Origin of the sequence: Massilia jejuensis, assembly GCF_042656795.1 — a bacterium.
Lineage (GTDB): Bacteria > Pseudomonadota > Gammaproteobacteria > Burkholderiales > Burkholderiaceae_D > Telluria > Telluria jejuensis.
Window position 1 is genome coordinate 1 of record NZ_JBHSMS010000014.1, and the last position, 16,763, is coordinate 16,763.

Sequence of the window (16,763 nt, forward strand, 5' to 3'; positions counted from 1 at the left end):
CAGAGCGCGAGCAGCTGGGTCCAGGTGACGGCAAGCGCGCCCATGCCGACGATCGGCAGCAGGAAGAAGGCCGCGTACAGGGTCCAGACCGAACCGCCGATTTGCGTGGTGGCCAGGTAGCCGAGCGCCATCGTCAGCAGCGACACCACCGTGACGCGCTTGATCCCGTAGCGCAGGTTGAGCCAGCCGACCAGCTGCAGGCCGATCACGGCGCCGCCGAACAGGAAGCTGATCGCGGCCTGCAAGGCGGGCCGGTCCCAGCCGAACTGGGTCTGCAGCGGAATCACCAGTACCCCGAAGCCATACAGCAGCGCCGCATTAATGCTGATCATGACGCCGGCGATCGCCAGCAGCAGCACGCGCCAGGCTTGCCTGAATTCGGCGAAGTCGATCGCCGCGCCGTTTGTTGTTCCGACCATGCTTGTCTCCTCAAAGGCCGTTGGAAGCGGCGCCCCTGGCTCTGCCGGCAGGTGGCGCCGTCGAATACCGCAGTCGTGCAGGTTTACAGTTTGACGATCCGCGAGCGCAGGATCCCGATGCCCTCGACTTCGAGTTCGATGACGTCGTCCGGCTTCAGGTAGCGCGACTGCTCCAGCCCGCAGCCGTTGCCGACCGTGCCGGAACCGAGCACTTCGCCCGGATACAGGGTTTCGGAGCGCGAGATATGCGCGATCAGGTCGTCGAACTGCCAGCGCATGTCGCGCGTGCTGCCCCTGCCCCACTCCTCGCCGTTGACGCGGGCGATCATCGCCAGGTCGTAGGGGTCGGGCAGTTCGTCCGCCGTCACCAGGCAGGGACCCATTACATTGCCGGTGTCGAAGTCCTTGCTCTTGGCGGGTCCGAGCATGCCGGCCATCTCGAGCGCCTGGGTGTCGCGCGCGCTCATGTCGTTGAAGATGGTATAGCCGACAATATGCTCGCGCGCCTTCTCGCGCGGGACGTCCTTCGCCTTGCGCCCGATATAGCAGGCGAATTCGAGCTCGAAGTCCATCGCGCGGCTGTAGGCGGGCCAGATCACGTCCTCGTCGGGACCGATGACGGCGAAGCGGTTGCACTTGTAGTAGATCGGCTGGCGGTTGAAGGTGGCCAGCACGCGCTCGTCGGCGCGGGTGTTCATCTGCGCCAGCGCTTCCTCGGGGTTCGGCAGGTGGGCTACGCGTGCGCGGCGGGCGGCGGCGAAGCTCTGCTTCAGGTGCAGCTCGAAGCAGGAGCAGTCGCGCATTTGCGGCGGTGGCTGGATCGGTGCGCACAACTTGACGGTGGCGCGTTCGATGACCGACGCCGACGGGGCGCGCGCCACCATGCGGCGCGCTTCCTCCAGGGCTTCGTCCCCGGCCTCGACCAGCGCCAGGATGCTGGTGAAAGCCGGCCAGCGACCGAGGCCGGCGTCCTGCGCGGCGCTGGCCAGGTCGACGATGGCGCTGTCGGCCTCGATCAGGGCGCCCGGGCGCATCGCGCCGCGTTCGTCACGGTAGGTTACGAGTCTCATGCTTCATGTCTCCGTTGCGGGGCGCATCCCTTCGTTACGGTTGCACCCTCTTCTGGATGGATCGGGCGCCCGTTTGTCGGGCGCGCGGTGGCGACTACACCCGGCCGTTCACTGGAATGCAGGCGCCAGTCAGTGCCGCGGCCTCGTCGGACAGCAGGAATGCGATCACCGCGGCCAGCTGGGATGGGGCGACCCAGCGGCTGGCGTCGGCATCCGGCATGTCGCCGCGGTTGGCCGGGGTATCGATGATGCTCGGCAGGACCGCGTTGACGGTAATGCCGCGGTCCTTCAGTTCTTCGGCCAAGGCTTCGGTCAGGCGCGCCACGCCCGCCTTCGACGCGGCATAGGCGCCCATGCCCAGGCCGGCCTTGCCGGCGGCGGCGGCGCCGACGTTGACGATGCGCCCTGCGCCGCGCGCCAGCAGGTGCGGCAGCGCCGCGCGGCAGCTGGCCACCGCGGTGCGGACATTGGTGTCGTACATGCGGTCCCAGGAGGCCAGGGCGCCGCCTTCGAGCGTTTCCCAGATAAAACCGCCGGCGACGTTGACGACGCCGTCCACGCCACCCAGCAGTTCGCGGACCTGGGTGTAGGCCGCCTGGCAGGCCGTTTCGTCACCGAGCTCGACGCCGCCGAGCGCCAGCGCCACCTGCGGCAAGCCGGACGATGGTGCGGCGGCGCGGTCGAGCAGCACGACGCGCGCGCCCTCCTCACCCAGGCGTTCTGCCACGGCGCGTCCGAGGATGCCAAAGCCGCCGGTGACGACGATAATGCGGGAATCGAGTCTTGCGGTCATGGCGGGTTTTCCTGTGTAAAGCGGTTAAAACCGGAACAACATGGGAAAACTTTAAACATATTTTCAATTTCTGTCTACATAGTTGTAAAATCTTCGCACCGACAGACCATGGCAAGCCACCTCGAAAGGCCCGGCATGACACGAAAACTTCCCGCCCTGACCCCGGACAACCGTGCCTTCTGGCAGGGTGGCGCCGACGGCGAACTGCGCATGCACCACTGCGCCGCCTGCACCCAATTCTTTCATCCGCCGGCGCCGCTCTGCCCGCGCTGCCTCAGCGAGGACGTCGCGCCGAAAGCGGTGTCCGGCGCCGGCAAGGTCGTCACCTATACGGTCAACCACCAGCCCTGGCGCGCCGACCTGAAGGACCCCTACGTGGTCGCGATCGTCGAACTGGCCGAGCAGCCCGGCCTGCGCTTCGTCACGAATATCGTCGGCATGGCGCCGGACGCAGTGCATATCGACATGCCGATACGGGTACGCTTCGAACAGGTCGAGGACGTCTGGCTCCCCCTCTTTGAAAAGGCTGCATGATGTTCGATCGACTCTACGAAAAAGACGTGGCCATCAGCGGTATCGGCCAATCGGAAGTGGGCCGGCCGTCGAACAAATCGGCCATGCGCCTGACGCTCGATGCCTGCCTGGAAGCCATCGCGGACGCCGGCCTCACGCGCGACGACATCGACGGCGTGTCGTGCTGGCCGGGCGACAACAACAATGGCGACGCCTTTTCGCCGGTCGGCCCGAATGCCTTGATCGGCACCCTTGGCCTGAAGGTCAACTGGTATGGCGGCGGCTACGAAGGGCCCGGTCCGCTCGCCGGGGTGATCAATGGCGCAATGGCGATCGCCGCCGGCCTGTGCCGCCACGTACTGGTATTCCGGACGATTACCGAGGCGACGCGGCGCCAGACCGACAAGGGCGCCAGCGCGCTGACCAACAAGACGGTCGGGCGCGACAACAGTGCCGCCTGGCAGTGGTACACGCCCTTCAACGTCCTCTCCGGCGTCAACCTGATGGCGATGTACGCCCAGCGCCACTTCCACGACTACGGCACCACCCCCGAGCAGCTGGCGCAAATCGCCCTCACCTGCCGCGCGAATGCCGCGCTCAATCCAAAGGCGATCTATCGCACGCCTTTGAGCATGGACGACTACATGGCCTCGCGCATGATCTCGACGCCGCTGCGCATGCTCGACTGCGACGTCCACTGCGACGCCTCGACCGCCATCATCCTCTCGCGCGTCGACGCCGCCAAGGATGGGCCGAACCCGCCGGTCCGGATCGACGCCATCGGCGCGGCGCTGCACCAGCCCTGGTCCTGGGACCAGCTCGACCTTACCGCCATGGCCACGCGCGACTGCGGCGACATGATGTGGGCGCGCACCGATATCAAGCCTGCGGAAGTGGGCAATGCCCAGCTGTACGACGGCTTTTCGATCCTGACGATGATGTGGCTGGAAGGCTTGCGCCTGTGCCCGCGCGGCGAGAGCGGCCCCTTCGTCGAGGGCGGGCGGCGCATTTCGCTGGCGGGGGAACTGCCGGTCAATACCAACGGCGGCCAGCTCTCCGGCGGGCGTACGCACGGCCTGGGCTATGTCCATGAGGCCTGCAGCCAGCTCTGGGGCCGTGCCGGAGCGCGCCAGGTCGCGCCGCACCAGGTTGCGGTGGTGGCCTCCGGCGGCGGTCCGCTGGGAGGGAGTCTGCTGCTGGTACGCGACTAAATCCGCATTGCCGTAGCATTTCGAACAGTTGCCCTTGCCCGCGATCGATTCTGATATTAGAATGGTATTTTAAATATCGACTCGGTCGCGCTTCGTCGCTCCCGTCGTCCACTGGAGCGCCGCATGGCCACCAATACACACAGCGAAGAGCGCGCGGAGCTGGCCACCGGCGTGATCGTCAAGCCGGTCGTGAATGCGATCCGCATCCTGCGCTTCCTGACCGCTTCGGGCTCGCCCGAGCGCGCCGCCGACATCGCGCGCGAGCTTGCGCTCAATCCGAGCACCTGCTTCAATACCCTGCGTACGCTCGTCGCTGAGGAAATGCTCGACTTCGATCCGCTCTCGAAGACCTATTCCACGGGCCTCGGCCTGGCCAAGCTGGTCGAGCACCTGGTGACGCAGGGCCAGCGGCTCGAGGTGGTGCGTCCGCTGATGCAGGAATTCGCGGCCGCCCACCACGTCACCGTGACGCTGTGGCGGCGCATGGGCAACGAGCGGATCGTGCTGGTCAGTTCGGAAACCAGCCCGGGCGACCTGCGCATCGACATGGCGATCGGACAACGCCTGCCGATGCTGATGGGCGCGAGCGGACGGCTGTTCGCCGCCCACCTCGAACTCGACGAGGCGCGCCTGCGCGCGGCCTTCGACAAGATACGCTGGCCGCGTCCCTTGCGCTTCGAGGAATACCGCCAGCAGGTGGCCGATGCGCGGATCAAGGGCTGGGCTGTCGACGACGGCTATTTTTCGCCCGGCATCCTGGCGGTGGCCGCCCCTGTCGCCGACCGCAGCGGGGCAATCGCCTATGCCGTGTCGGCCGTGACTTTCCGGGGACAGCACGGCAGCGACGAGATCGACAAGCTCGGCGCTGCCCTGCGCAAGGTTGCCGGCAAGATCGGAAACATCCTGTTTTAAACGACAAACCTCACAAAACGTGACAGATTTTTGATTTGTGTGCATAATCGTCTCACAGACCCCCGCGGTCGGATAATTATTAAAGAGACGAATCATGAGCGACCAACTTCTTCACCGCGTCATCATCGAACGCAGCAAGTGCTGCGGTTATGGCCTCTGCGCCGCCATCTGCCCTGAAGTCTACAAGCTCGACGCCGGCGGCATTGTCTACGTCGACAGCGACGTGGTGCCGGAAGCGCTGCTGGAATCGGCGCGCGAAGGGGCCGCCGCCTGCCCCGCCGAAGCCATCGCGGTCCAGGCTCCGGCCTGAACTTCCCTTCCTGGCGGTCCGCGCCAGGTGTGCAGTCCCCAGGTAGCCGCCAGCAGGCGGCGCCAGGCGAGCGCGCGCACGGCCGGATCCCTCACCTGCGGGGATAGCACATGAACAGATTAGCCGGAAAAGTCGCCCTGATCACCGGTACCGGTGGCGGCCAGGGCCGTGTCGCGGCCTTGTACTTCGCACGCGAAGGCGCCACCGTCGTCGGCTGCGACGTCGATCGCGCCGCCCATGAAGAAACCGCGCGCCTGATGGCGGCCGAGGGCTACACGCTGCACGGCTCGGCGCCCGTCGACCTCGGCGACCATGAACAGGCCAGGCGCTGGGTCGATTCGGCGGCGGAGGAACTCGGCCGCATCGACATCCTGTACAACAACGCCTCGGCGGCGAAATTCGGCGGTGTGGGCGAGATGTCGGTCGAGGACTGGCATTACACGATTCGTAACGAACTCGACCTCGTCTTCTTCGCCACCAAATACGCCTGGCGCCACCTGTCGGTACGCGGCGGCGTGGTCATCAATATCGCCTCGACGGCGGCCTGGGGCGGCTCGAAGGCGGCCGGCATCAGCGCGCACAGCGCGGCCAAGGGCGCGGTCGTCTCGTTCACCCGGCAGGTGGCGGTCGAGGGCGCCCCGCTGGGCATCCGCGCGGTCAGCATCAGCCCTGGCTTCGTCAAAACGCCGGGCACCGCCGCCTTCGTAGAGAATCCCGTGACGCGCCGCATCATCCTCGACGGTGTGCTGCAGGACCGCCCGGGCGAACCGGAAGAAGTCGTGTCGCTTGCACTGTACGTCGCATCCGACGAAGCGCGCTTCATGACCGGTTCCGACCTGGTGGTCGACGGCGGCCTGCTCGCGATCTAAGTAACGCTCAAACAGGAGAATCAATGGACATCATCGGCATCGGCTATCTCGGCTTCGAAACCGCCAACCTGGACGCATGGCGCGACTACGGCCCGCAAGTGATGGGCTTCCAGGTCGCCCCGTCGCCGGAAAGCGATTCGGATTCGCTGTACTTCAAAATGGACGACCGGCGCCACCGGCTCGCCTTCCACCCGGGGAAGATCGACCGGATCGCCTACATCGGCTGGGAAGCGAAAGGCAAGCTGGAGTTCCAGGCAGCCGTCGCGCGCTTCCGCGAGCACGGTGTCGAAGTCAGCGTCGCGGACCAAGACCTGTGCGAGCGCCGCGGCGTCAAGGAGCTGGTGCGTTTTCGCGACCCGGTGGGCTACCAGCACGAGCTGTTCTATGCCCAGAAATGGATGCCGCGCTCCTTCCAGCCCGGCCGTCCCCACGGCGGCTTTACCTGCGGCGAGCGCGGCGTCGGCCACGTGGTCCTGATCACACCCGAGTACACGCCCGAGCTGGAGCATTTCCTCACCAATATCATGGGCATGCGCTACTACGGCGCAGGCGCCGGCAAGGGAAAAACCGGTTTCTTCCGCTCCAAGCTGAATACGCACACCAGCCACGACATCGCCTACGGTTTCGGGCCCGGTAAGGCGGGCGTCCAGCACATCGGCATCACCGTCAATTCGGTGCGCGACGTCGGCGAGACCTATGACCTGGTACGCAAAAAAGGGCTGCAGATGATGATGACCCTGGGCCAGCACACGCAGGACCCGCACATGTCCTTCTATCACTTCACGCCATCGGGCTTCGCGATCGAATGCATCGTCGAGCTCGAGCCCTGGCACGACGACGGCTATGAACTCAATCCGGAGAAGCTGTCGACCTGGGGACACGAGCTGGTCGGCCCGATCCTGGGCTCGAGCGTGCGCTCGCCCGAGGAAGTGTTCGATCGCTGAATGCGTCCGGGCGAAACCGCAGCGCCTGTTGCGACATCGCCCGGACGCAAAACCCATTACACTTGAGGCAAATTTTTGCCATAGGTGTTGAATGCAAGGCCAATCGAATGAGCACTCAGTCCAGTTGAGCGACGCGCAAACTATTCTGGACAGTATTACCGACGCGTTTTTCAGTCTTAATACGGACTGGCAGTTTTCTTATGTCAATCGCCAGACTGTAAAGACGCTGGAGTGCGAACCGGCCGACTTGCTGGGTAAAAGCATCTGGGATGTCTATCCAGGCACCGTGGGCAGCGACTTCGAACGAATGTACCGGAAAGCCGCGCAGGAGCAACTCGCCCTTTCGTTCCACTCCTACTATCCGGACCACAAGCGATGGTACGACGTGAACGTCTATCCCGCACCCGCGGGCTTGTCGGTCTATTTCCGCGATATCACAGCCCGCATGCAGGAGGAAGAACGTCGCAACGCGCTGTTCACCCTGACCGAGGTCTTCCGCGACCTGAACACCTCGGAAGACATCAAGTACAAGGCTTCGGAAATTCTGGGAAAGACACTGGGTGTCAGCCGGGTAGGCTATGGAACCATCGACCCGGTCGCCGAGACGCTGCATGTAGTCCGGGACTGGAATGCGCCCGGTGTCGAGACACTCGCTGGGACGTTGAAGTTGCGCGACTATGGCTCATTTATCGATGACTTGAAGACCGGGACACTCATCGCCATTGATGATGTAGGAGAGGACAGTCGCACTGCAGCTTCGGCACCCGCCTCGAGAGAACGCAGCGCCGCAGCCTTCGTGAATGTGCCCGTCATCGAGAAGAACCAACTGGTTGCACTTATTTTTGTCAACCATGCACAGGTCAAGCACTGGTCGGATGACGAGCTGGCATTTATCAAGGACGTCGCCGAGCGAACGCGTATCGCCAGCGAACGAGCCCGCAACGCAGCGGAACTGGACAAGGTCGTTGCCGAATCCGAGCGCCGTCGTCGGCTCCACGAAACTTTCTTGGAAAACACGCCAGACCTGGCCTATGTGTTCGGACTGGACCATCGCTTTGCATACGCCAACAAGATATTGCTGACGATGTGGGGCCGCACCTGGGATGAGGCAATCGGACTGACCTGCCTGGAGCTGGGTTACGAACCGTGGCACGCGGAAATGCATGACCGCGAAATCGATCAGGTCATAGCAACCAGGCAACCCATTCGTGGCGAAGTGCCGTTTAACGGTACCAACGGCCGGCGTATCTATGAGTATATTTTCACGCCCGTACTCGGCATGGACGGCCAGGTCGAAGCCATCGCCGGGACGACGCGCGATGTGACGGAACGCAACCAGGCCGAAGAAGTATTGCGCGATGCGAACCTGCGCAAGGATGAGTTCCTGGCAATGCTTGCCCATGAGCTTAGAAATCCGCTGGCGCCCATCGCTGCAGCCGCCCAAGTACTGCAAACGCCTGCCCTCGATGCAAAGCTGGCAAAACGGACCTCGCAGATCATCAGCCGCCAGGTGAAGCACATGACAGCGCTCGTCAACGACTTGCTCGACGTGTCGAGGGTGACGCGGGGGCTGGTTACGATCACCAAGGAGCCGCTCGACCTGAAGTCGGTTGTATATGGCGCGGTCGAGCAGGTGCGGCCATTTATCGAAACCCAGCGCCACCACTTGCTGTTCGACCTGGCGGCAGAGAAAGCGTATGTGCTGGGCGATCGGGAGCGCCTGGTGCAAATCATCGCCAATCTGCTGAATAACGCCGCAAAATATACATCGCCAGGCGGCGAGATTGGGTTGATGCTGGAGGTGAACACGGACGCACTGGTGCTGTCGATCGAAGACAACGGTATCGGTATGCCGGCGGAGCTGCAACCGCATGTCTTCGAGCTGTTCACCCAGGCGGAAAGAACAGCGGACCGCACCCAGGGAGGACTGGGAATCGGCTTGGCACTGGTCAAGAACCTGGCCGAGCTTCACGGTGGAACAATCAGCTGTTTCAGCGAGGGCAAGGACCGGGGGAGCCGGTTCACCTTGCGCCTTCCACGCCATCATGTCGAGAATGGTGCCGCCGCGGAGGGGCCCGGCGACACCCGTCAACCTGCGCCATCAAAACAGCCCTTGCGTACCCTGGTAGTCGACGACAACGAAGACGCGGCACAGATGCTGGCCTTGTATCTCGAAAGCCTGGGTCATCAAGTGTCGATCGAACATTCGTCGCGCGCAGCAATCGATCGCGCCAGGCTGGAAAGACCCGATGTCTACATACTCGACATCGGCTTGCCCGACATGGACGGTAATGAACTCGCCCGTTGCCTGAGACAAGAAGAAACGGGCCACGCCTTGCTGGTTGCGGTAACGGGATACGGCCAGGAGCACGACAGGCTCAAAACGACTGCGGCGGGATTCGACCAGCATCTCGTGAAGCCGGTCGACCTTGCAAAATTAGCAGCTTTGCTGGAACAGCATCGATCATGAGGCCCTATTGGCCGAGCTGCGCGGTCAGCTCGGGAAGCACCTCGAACAGGTCGCCCACCAGGCCGTAGTCAGCCACCGAGAAGATCGGCGCTTCCGGATCCTTGTTGATCGCAACGATCGTCTTCGAATCCTTCATGCCGGCCAGGTGCTGGATCGCGCCCGAGATGCCGACGGCGATGTACAGCGACGGCGCGACGATCTTGCCGGTCTGGCCCACCTGCCAGTCGTTCGGCACGTAGCCGGCGTCGACTGCCGCGCGCGAAGCGCCCATGGCCGCGCCCAGCTTGTCGGCCAGCGGCTCGAGCAGCTTGAAGTTGTCGCCCGAGCCCATGCCGCGCCCGCCCGAGACGATGATCTTCGCAGCCGTCAGTTCGGGACGGTCCGATTTCGCCAGCTCGCGGCCAACAAAAGCCGACTTGCCGAAGTCGGCAGCGGCGGCGATCGATTCGACGGCGGCCGAACCGCCGGTGCCAGGCACCGCGTCGAAGCCGGTGCCGCGCACGGTGATGACTTTCACGCTGTCGTTCGACTGCACGGTGGCGATCGCGTTGCCGGCGTAGATCGGACGCTCGAAGGTGTCGGGCGAATCGACCTTGGTGATTTCCGAGATTTGCGCCACGTCCAGCTTGGCGGCCACGCGCGGCAGGATGTTCTTGCCGTAGGCGGTGGCCGGGGCCAGGATGTGCGAGTACGAACCCGCGACAGCCAGGATCTGCTCGGCCACGTTTTCGGCCAGGCCGTCGGCGAAGTACGGTGCGTCGGCGACCAGCACTTTCGAGACGCCGGCGATTTGCGCGGCGGCTTCGGCGGCGGCGCCGCAGTTGGAACCGGCGACCAGCACGTGCACGTCGCCGCCACACTGGGCGGCCGCGGTCACGGTGTGGTGGGTGCTGCCTTTCAGCGAGCCATTGTCGTGTTCAGCAATTACGAGTGCGACCATGATGTTTCCTTATTAGATGACTTTGGCTTCGGTGCGCAGCTTGGCGACCAGCGTGGCGACGTCCGGGACCTTGATGCCGGCCGAACGCTTGGCCGGCTCGACGACCTTCAGGGTCTTCAGGCGCGGGGTTACGTCGACGCCCAGGTCTTCCGGCTTGATCGTTTCCAGCGGCTTCTTCTTGGCCTTCATGATGTTCGGCAGCGTGACGTAGCGCGGCTCGTTCAGGCGCAGGTCGGTAGTGACGATGGCGGGCAGGGTCAGCGACACGGTTTCCAGGCCGCCGTCGACTTCGCGCGTCACGGTGACTTTGCCGTCGTCCAGCACGACTTTCGAGGCGAAGGTGGCTTGCGGCCAGCCCAGCAGGCTTGCTAACATCTGGCCAGTCTGGTTCGAGTCGTCGTCTATGGCCTGCTTGCCGAGGATGATCAGCTGCGGCTGCTCTTTGTCGGCCAGCGCCTTCATGATCTTGGCCACGCCCAGCGGCTCGGTTTCGCCATTGGTTTCGACCAGGATGCCGCGGTCGGCGCCGATCGCCATGCCGGTACGCAGGGTTTCCTGGCACTGCGGCACACCGATCGAGACGGCCACGACTTCGGTGACCTTGCCGGCTTCCTTCAAACGGGTCGCTTCTTCGAGCGCGATTTCGTCGAATGGATTCATCGACATCTTGACGTTGGCGATATCCACGCCGCTGCCATCGGACTTGACGCGGACCTTGACGTTGTAGTCGACCACGCGTTTGACGGGTACCAGGACTTTCATCTTTCTCTCCTTCAGGCTTTTCGTAATCGGTTTGCGGGCGCTTGGTAGAGTGCCATCAGCAGCGCATGGTTTTCCTGCGCCGCGTCCATGGCTTTTTCCTTCACATGGCCATAGCCACGGATTTTTTCAGGCAGGCGCGCCAGTTCGAGCGCAGTGTCCAGCCGTTCGGACGTCAGGCTGTTACAGAACAAGTCGACCAGGGCGAAATAGTCGTCGACCAGCCGGCGCTCGCGGCGCCGTTCCGCGGTCTTGCCGAAGGGGTCGATCAGGCTGCCGCGCAATCCCTTGAATCGCGCGAGCACTTTGAACGCCTGCATCATCCAGGGGCCGAAGCGCTGTTTTACGAGCTTGCCCTCAGCGTCGTGCTTGGCCAGCAGCGGTGGCGCAAGGTGGAAGTTCAGTGTGTAGTCCTTGCCGGGTTCGCCCTCGAACTGCTTGCGCAGCTCCTCTAAAAACGCGGGGGCGCTGTGCAGCCGCGCCACTTCGTATTCGTCCTTGTAGGCCATGAGCTTGGCGAGATTGCGCGCGACCGCTTCGGTGAGAACCGGTCGCTTGCTTCCGGCGATCCGGCTCTCCACGGCGCGCAGGCGCTCCACGGCAAGCCGGTAGCGGTCCGCATAGGCGGCATTCTGGTAGGCGGTCAGCAAGTCCACGCGCTGCGCAATCAATCGGTCGAGCGTGACCGGCATCGCCATCACGACGGTTTTACTTTCCGCTCCAGCCTCGCCCTTTGGCAGCAGGGCGGGATCGTGCGCGGCCAGGCGGCCCGCTTCGAACGCCGCCTGGTTCTTGTCGACCGACACGGCATTCAATTCGATTGCGCGCAGCAGCGCGGTCCGGCCCAGCGGTATCCAGCCTCGTTGCCAGGCATAGCCGAGCAGCAGCGGGTTGGCGTAGATGCTGTCGCCGAACAGACGCAGCGCAAGCGCGTTGGCGTCGATGAATTCGCAGCCGTCGCCGATGGCGGCGCGGACATCGCCCTCGGCAGCGGCGCCCGGGAATGTCCAGTCCGGGTTCGACAGGAAGGCCGCGGCCGGCACGGACGCGCTGTTGACGACTGCATGCGTGCGGCCATGGCGAACACGCGACAGCGCGTCGCTCGATGCCGCTACCATTGCATCGCAGCCGATCAGGACTGCCGCTTCACCCATCGGCACCCGGGTCGCGTGCAGCTGCTCAGGGTGGGCGGCAATCTGCACGTGGCTGAGCACCGCACCGCCCTTCTGCGCCAGGCCCGTGATGTCGAGCACCTTGACGCCCTTGCTTTCCAGGTGCGCCGCCATGCCAAGCAGCGCGCCGACAGTCACGACACCGGTGCCGCCGACACCCGGCACCACGATGCCGCACACGCCGGCAAGGGGCGCCAGCACCGGCTCGGGCACCGATTGCGGCGGCGCGCCGGCGGCGGCAGTCTTCGGACGGCGCAGCTGTGCGCCCTCGGCCGTCACGAAACTCGGGCAAAAGCCGTTCACGCAGGAGAAATCCTTGTTGCACGAGCTCTGGTTGATCTTGCGCTTGGTGCCCAGCGCCGTCTCCAGCGGCTCGACCGACAGGCAGTTCGACTTGACCGAGCAGTCGCCGCAGCCCTCGCACACGGCCGGGTTGATGAAGGCGCGCCGCGCCGGGTCCGGGTAGTCGCCGCGCTTGCGGCGGCGCCGCTTTTCGGTGGCGCAGGTCTGGTCGTAGATGAGGACCGACACGCCCGCCACTTCCCGCAGCTCCAGCTGCAAGGCGTCGAACTGGTCGCGGTGATGCACGGTCACGTTCTCCGGCAAGCCCGTGCGCGCGGCGTATTTTTCCGGCTCGTCGCTGACGACCAGTACCCGCGCGGCGCCCTCGCCCACCACCTGCTGCGCGATTTGCGGCACCGTCAGCGTGCCGTCGACGGGCTGGCCGCCGGTCATGGCCACCGCATCGTTGTAGAGGATCTTGTAGGTGACCGTCGCCCTGGCCGCAATCGCGGCGCGGATGGCGAGCAGGCCCGAATGGAAATAGGTGCCGTCGCCCAGGTTGACGAAGACATGCTTGTCTCGCGTGAAGTGCATTTGCCCGAGCCAGCTGACGCCCTCGCCGCCCATCTGCGTGACGGTCTCGGTGCGCCGGTCCATCCAGAGCGCCATGTAGTGGCAGCCGATGCCGGCCAGCGCGCGCGATCCTTCCGGCACCCTGGTCGAGGTATTGTGCGGGCAGCCCGAGCAGAACCATGGCTTGCGCTCGGCCGTCACGCGCGGGCGCGCCGCTTCGCGCTCCTTGGCGTCGATGACGGCGATCCGCGCCTCCATTGCCGTGCACAGGTCCTCCGGCAGCCCGGCCCGGCCCAGGCGCCGCGCCAGCGCACGCGCGATCAGCGCGGGCGACAGCTCGTAACGGGCAGGTAGCAGCCACTGCCCGCGCGGCTGCGCCCATTCGCCGCCGGCGCCATCGCGCTCGTCGAACTTGCCGTACACGCGCGGCCGCAGCGCATGCGGCCAGTTGTACAACTGCTCCTTGATCGCATATTCCAGCACCTGGCGCTTTTCTTCGACCACCAGGATCTCCTCCAGACCGGTAGCGAACTCCTGCACGTCCTGCGCATGCAGCGGCCATACGCAACCGACTTTCAGGATCCGGATCCCGATTTGCGCGCAGGCGTCCTCGTCGAGACCCAGGTCGGCCAGCGCCTGGCGCAGGTCGAGGTAGGCCTTGCCGGCGGCAACGATGCCGAAGCGCGCTTGCGGCGCATCCAGCACGACCTTGTTGAGTTTGTTGGCGCGGATGTAGTCGAGCGCCGCATACCACTTGTGGTCGACCAGCCGCGCTTCCTGGTCCAGGGGCGCGTCGGGCCAGCGGATCCCGAGTCCGCCTTCGAGCGCCGGCGGCTCGGGGATGACGATCTGCATGGCGCCCGTGTCGATCTCGATCGAGGCCGAGGATTCGACCACGTCGGTCACGCATTTCATCGATACCCAGAGTCCCGCATGGCGGCTCATGGCCCAGCCATGCAAGCCGTAGTCGTGGAATTCCTGCACGCTCGATGGATACAGCACCGGGATCCCGCAGGCGATCAGCAAATGCTCGGACTGGTGCGCGACGGTCGACGACTTGGCCGCGTGGTCGTCGCCGACCAGCATCAGCACCCCGCCATGGCGCGAGGTCCCGGCCGAATTCGCGTGTTTCAGGACATCGGCCGAACGGTCGACGCCCGGGCCTTTGCCGTACCACATGCCGAACACGCCGTCGCGCGTCGCGCTTTCGTACAGGTTCACCTGCTGCGTCCCCCAGACGGCGGTGGCCGCCAGGTCCTCGTTCAGGCCGGGCTGGAACACGACATCGTGGCTTTCCAGATGCTTCTTCGCCTTCCAGAGGGCCAGATCCAGGCCACCCAGGGGCGAACCGCGGTAGCCGGACACATAGCCGCCGGTGTTCAGGCCCGCGCGCAGGTCGCGCGCCTTCTGCAGCATCGGCAGGCGCGCCAGCATCTGCACGCCGCTCAAAAAGATGCGGCCCTGGTCGACGGTGTACTTGTCGTCGAGCGTGACGGCGCGCAAGGCGGCGCCCGCGTCAGCGGTGAGCGGCGAATTCATGAGTGATCCCCTGATGATTTTGGTAAAAGGCGCTGCAGGCGCGGCTCTCCGCCCCGCTACGGGACAGGGAGCGGGCCTGGCTTCGAAACCTGAAGGACGCCGGACTGCTAAAGCGAGCGCGCGATAATCTCTTTCATGATTTCCGAGGTGCCGCCGTAGATCCGCGCGACCCGGGCATCGACCCAGGCGCGGCTGATCTTGTATTCGCTCATGAAGCCGTAGCCGCCATGCAGCTGGAGCAGCTCGTCGAGAATCCTGCCCTGCATTTCGGACCCGAGCAGCTTGCACATCGCGCCGACTTCGGCCGACAGCTCCCCGCGCATGGCCTTGCCCAGGCAGTCGTCGACGAACACCCTGAGCATGGTCGCCTGCGCCTTACACTCGGCCAGCTTGAACTTCGTGTTCTGGAAATCGAAGACGGTCTTGCCGAAGACCTTGCGCTCGCGGACATATTCCAGCGTGTCTTCCAGCAGCGCTTCGATGCTGGCGGCGGCGCGCAGGCCAATGATGGTGCGCTCCCAGGCCAGCTGGTGGGTCAGGTAGGAGAAGCCCTTGTTCTCCTCGCCCAGCCGGTTTTCGGCGGGCACCCGCACCTCGTCGAAGTAGAGCTCCGAGGTATCCTGGCCCTTCAGTCCGATTTTTTCGAGCAGCTTGCCTTTCGAGAAGCCCGCGCGGTCGGCCTCGACGCAGATCAGCGTGAGTTCCTTGGCTCCCGGATCGAGCTTGGTCGCCGTGACCATCAGGTCCGCATTGCCGCCGTTGGTAATGAAAGTCTTCTGGCCATTGACCACATAGTCGTCGCCGTCGCGCCGGGCGCTGGTGCGCATCGAGCGCAGGTCCGAGCCGATGCCCGGTTCGCTCATCGCGATCACGCCGATTATCTCGCCGCTGACCATCCTGGGGAGCCATTTGCGCTTCTGCTCTTCGCTGCCGTAGGCGACGATATAGGGCGTGACGATTTCCGAATGGGTGGTGAAACCGATCGCCGTGGCGTTTACGCGCGCCAGTTCCTCGATCATCACCGCCGAGTGTCCGAAGTCGCCGCCGGCGCCGCCGTACTCCTCGGGGACGGTGGAGCACAGCAGGCCGACCTCGCCGGCTTTCTTCCAGACCGACTTCGGCACGATGCCGGCGTGCTCCCACTCGGCCAGGTGCGGCACGATTTCGTTTTCGATGAACCGTCGGGCCATCTCGCGGAACATGTGATGGTCTTCGCGGAATACGCTGCGCATTGTCGTGTCTCCTGATGAAATGGGGTCTAGCGCCCCTGGTAACGCGGTTCGCGCTTGCCGAGGAAGGCAGACACCGCTTCGGCGTGGTCTTCGGTGTGGTGGGCCAGCGCCTGGTAGGCGGCCGACATCTCCAGCAGCGAATCGAGCCGCATGTGCTGACCTTCGCGCAGCAGGCGCTTGGTCAGGCGCAGCCCGTGCGAAGGATTGGCCGCCATGCGCCGCGCAATCGCCAGCGCCGCCTCCAGCACGCCCGCGGCCGGCACCACTTCGGTGACCAGGCCCCAGGCCAGCGCGGTCTGCGCATCGATGGCGTCCCCGGTGAGCGCCATCAGGCTGGCCTTCGGCATGCCGACGACCCGCGGCAGCAGCCAGGCGCCGCCGTCACCGGGCACGATGCCGAGCTTGACGAAGCTCTCGGCAAATTTGGCCGTATCGGCCGACACCCGCACGTCGCACATGCAGGCCAGGTCGAGCCCAGCGCCAATTGCCGGGCCATTCAGGGCGGCGATCACGGGTACATCGAGGCTGTAGAGGCACAGCGGAATACGCTGGATGCCGTTGCGGTAGCTCTCGCTTACTTCATAGGGCGAGCCGGCAAAGATGCCGCCGCGCTCGGCCATGTCCTTGACGTTGCCGCCGGCGCAGAAGGCCGGGCCGTTCCCGGTCAGGACCACGACCTTGATGCCGCGATCCGCACGCACCATGGCGCACATGTCGACGAATTCCTGCATCTGCGACGGCAGGCTCAGGGCATT

The 16,763-nt window shown here is 64.8% G+C and carries 14 protein-coding genes and 1 pseudogene; 7 read left to right on the forward strand and 8 right to left on the reverse strand.

What is annotated here, in order from left to right:
• From ACFPOU_RS04290 to ACFPOU_RS04300, 3 genes and pseudogenes are all read right to left on the reverse strand, one after another.
• Positions 1 to 419 (reverse strand): annotated as a pseudogene (locus ACFPOU_RS04290) (MFS transporter); the annotation flags it as partial.
• 83 nt (positions 420 to 502) lie between these two features.
• Positions 503 to 1,489, reverse strand: a complete 987-nt coding sequence (locus ACFPOU_RS04295; protein ID WP_379717566.1) for a fumarylacetoacetate hydrolase family protein — start codon at positions 1,487 to 1,489, stop codon at positions 503 to 505.
• 94 nt (positions 1,490 to 1,583) lie between these two features.
• Positions 1,584 to 2,282, reverse strand: a complete 699-nt coding sequence (locus ACFPOU_RS04300; RefSeq protein WP_379717568.1) for an SDR family NAD(P)-dependent oxidoreductase — start codon at positions 2,280 to 2,282, stop codon at positions 1,584 to 1,586.
• 135 nt (positions 2,283 to 2,417) lie between these two features.
• Here ACFPOU_RS04300 and ACFPOU_RS04305 point away from each other — a divergent pair, with 135 nt between their 5' ends.
• The 7 genes from ACFPOU_RS04305 to ACFPOU_RS04335 all read left to right on the forward strand — a co-directional run bounded on the left by ACFPOU_RS04305 (position 2,418) and on the right by ACFPOU_RS04335 (position 9,511).
• Complete coding sequence (locus ACFPOU_RS04305; RefSeq protein ID WP_379717570.1) at positions 2,418 to 2,816, forward strand: Zn-ribbon domain-containing OB-fold protein; 399 nt, start codon at positions 2,418 to 2,420, stop codon at positions 2,814 to 2,816.
• Complete coding sequence (locus tag ACFPOU_RS04310) at positions 2,813 to 4,006, forward strand: thiolase family protein (protein WP_379717572.1); 1,194 nt, start codon at positions 2,813 to 2,815, stop codon at positions 4,004 to 4,006. The genes ACFPOU_RS04305 and ACFPOU_RS04310 overlap by 4 nt, the downstream gene beginning before the upstream one ends.
• A 123-nt stretch (positions 4,007 to 4,129) precedes the next feature.
• On the forward strand, positions 4,130 to 4,918 hold the full coding sequence (locus ACFPOU_RS04315) for an IclR family transcriptional regulator (protein WP_379717574.1): 789 nt from the start codon (positions 4,130 to 4,132) through the stop codon (positions 4,916 to 4,918).
• A 94-nt stretch (positions 4,919 to 5,012) separates the two neighbouring features.
• Entirely contained in the window at positions 5,013 to 5,228 is a 216-nt protein-coding gene (locus tag ACFPOU_RS04320) for a ferredoxin (RefSeq protein WP_379717576.1), read from the forward strand.
• A 110-nt stretch (positions 5,229 to 5,338) separates the two neighbouring features.
• On the forward strand, positions 5,339 to 6,097 hold the full coding sequence (locus ACFPOU_RS04325; RefSeq protein WP_379717578.1) for an SDR family NAD(P)-dependent oxidoreductase: 759 nt from the start codon (positions 5,339 to 5,341) through the stop codon (positions 6,095 to 6,097).
• A gap of 23 nt (positions 6,098 to 6,120) precedes the next feature.
• Positions 6,121 to 7,041, forward strand: a complete 921-nt coding sequence (locus ACFPOU_RS04330) for a VOC family protein (protein WP_379717580.1) — start codon at positions 6,121 to 6,123, stop codon at positions 7,039 to 7,041.
• 91 nt (positions 7,042 to 7,132) lie between these two features.
• Positions 7,133 to 9,511, forward strand: coding sequence for a PAS domain-containing protein (locus ACFPOU_RS04335; RefSeq protein ID WP_379717582.1), 2,379 nt, complete (start codon positions 7,133 to 7,135; stop codon positions 9,509 to 9,511).
• Between the two features lie 4 nt (positions 9,512 to 9,515).
• On the opposite strand, the gene ACFPOU_RS04340 is transcribed toward ACFPOU_RS04335, so the two are convergent.
• From ACFPOU_RS04340 to ACFPOU_RS04360, 5 genes are all read right to left on the reverse strand, one after another.
• On the reverse strand, positions 9,516 to 10,451 hold the full coding sequence (locus ACFPOU_RS04340; protein ID WP_379717584.1) for an electron transfer flavoprotein subunit alpha/FixB family protein: 936 nt from the start codon (positions 10,449 to 10,451) through the stop codon (positions 9,516 to 9,518).
• Positions 10,452 to 10,463: 12 nt separating this feature from the next.
• The gene (locus tag ACFPOU_RS04345; protein ID WP_379717586.1) at positions 10,464 to 11,213 is read right to left on the reverse strand and encodes an electron transfer flavoprotein subunit beta/FixA family protein; all 750 of its coding nucleotides are present in this window, start codon (positions 11,211 to 11,213) and stop codon (positions 10,464 to 10,466) included.
• A gap of 11 nt (positions 11,214 to 11,224) precedes the next feature.
• Positions 11,225 to 14,776, reverse strand: coding sequence for an indolepyruvate ferredoxin oxidoreductase family protein (locus ACFPOU_RS04350; protein ID WP_379717588.1), 3,552 nt, complete (start codon positions 14,774 to 14,776; stop codon positions 11,225 to 11,227).
• Between the two features lie 107 nt (positions 14,777 to 14,883).
• Positions 14,884 to 16,008 (reverse strand): acyl-CoA dehydrogenase family protein, encoded by a 1,125-nt coding sequence (locus ACFPOU_RS04355; RefSeq protein WP_379717590.1) that lies wholly within the window; start codon positions 16,006 to 16,008, stop codon positions 14,884 to 14,886.
• A 26-nt stretch (positions 16,009 to 16,034) separates the two neighbouring features.
• Positions 16,035 to 16,763, reverse strand: a 729-nt coding sequence (locus ACFPOU_RS04360; RefSeq protein ID WP_379717592.1) for a crotonase/enoyl-CoA hydratase family protein, incomplete at its 5' end; no start/stop codon positions are given.

What these genes read in the sequence shown, in the direction of transcription:
- ACFPOU_RS04345 (WP_379717586.1), bottom strand. Translation starts at nt 11,213, where the DNA reads ATGAAAGTCCTGGTACCCGTCAAACGCGTGGTCGACTACAACGTCAAG.
- ACFPOU_RS04355 (WP_379717590.1), bottom strand. Translation starts at nt 16,008, where the DNA reads ATGCGCAGCGTATTCCGCGAAGACCATCACATGTTCCGCGAGATGGCC.
- ACFPOU_RS04325 (WP_379717578.1), top strand. Translation starts at nt 5,339, where the DNA reads ATGAACAGATTAGCCGGAAAAGTCGCCCTGATCACCGGTACCGGTGGC.
- ACFPOU_RS04335 (WP_379717582.1), top strand. Translation starts at nt 7,133, where the DNA reads ATGCAAGGCCAATCGAATGAGCACTCAGTCCAGTTGAGCGACGCGCAA.
- ACFPOU_RS04315 (WP_379717574.1), top strand. Translation starts at nt 4,130, where the DNA reads ATGGCCACCAATACACACAGCGAAGAGCGCGCGGAGCTGGCCACCGGC.
- ACFPOU_RS04310 (WP_379717572.1), top strand. Translation starts at nt 2,813, where the DNA reads ATGATGTTCGATCGACTCTACGAAAAAGACGTGGCCATCAGCGGTATC.
- ACFPOU_RS04295 (WP_379717566.1), bottom strand. Translation starts at nt 1,489, where the DNA reads ATGAGACTCGTAACCTACCGTGACGAACGCGGCGCGATGCGCCCGGGC.
- ACFPOU_RS04330 (WP_379717580.1), top strand. Translation starts at nt 6,121, where the DNA reads ATGGACATCATCGGCATCGGCTATCTCGGCTTCGAAACCGCCAACCTG.
- ACFPOU_RS04340 (WP_379717584.1), bottom strand. Translation starts at nt 10,451, where the DNA reads ATGGTCGCACTCGTAATTGCTGAACACGACAATGGCTCGCTGAAAGGC.
- ACFPOU_RS04305 (WP_379717570.1), top strand. Translation starts at nt 2,418, where the DNA reads ATGACACGAAAACTTCCCGCCCTGACCCCGGACAACCGTGCCTTCTGG.
- ACFPOU_RS04350 (WP_379717588.1), bottom strand. Translation starts at nt 14,776, where the DNA reads ATGAATTCGCCGCTCACCGCTGACGCGGGCGCCGCCTTGCGCGCCGTC.
- ACFPOU_RS04320 (WP_379717576.1), top strand. Translation starts at nt 5,013, where the DNA reads ATGAGCGACCAACTTCTTCACCGCGTCATCATCGAACGCAGCAAGTGC.
- ACFPOU_RS04300 (WP_379717568.1), bottom strand. Translation starts at nt 2,282, where the DNA reads ATGACCGCAAGACTCGATTCCCGCATTATCGTCGTCACCGGCGGCTTT.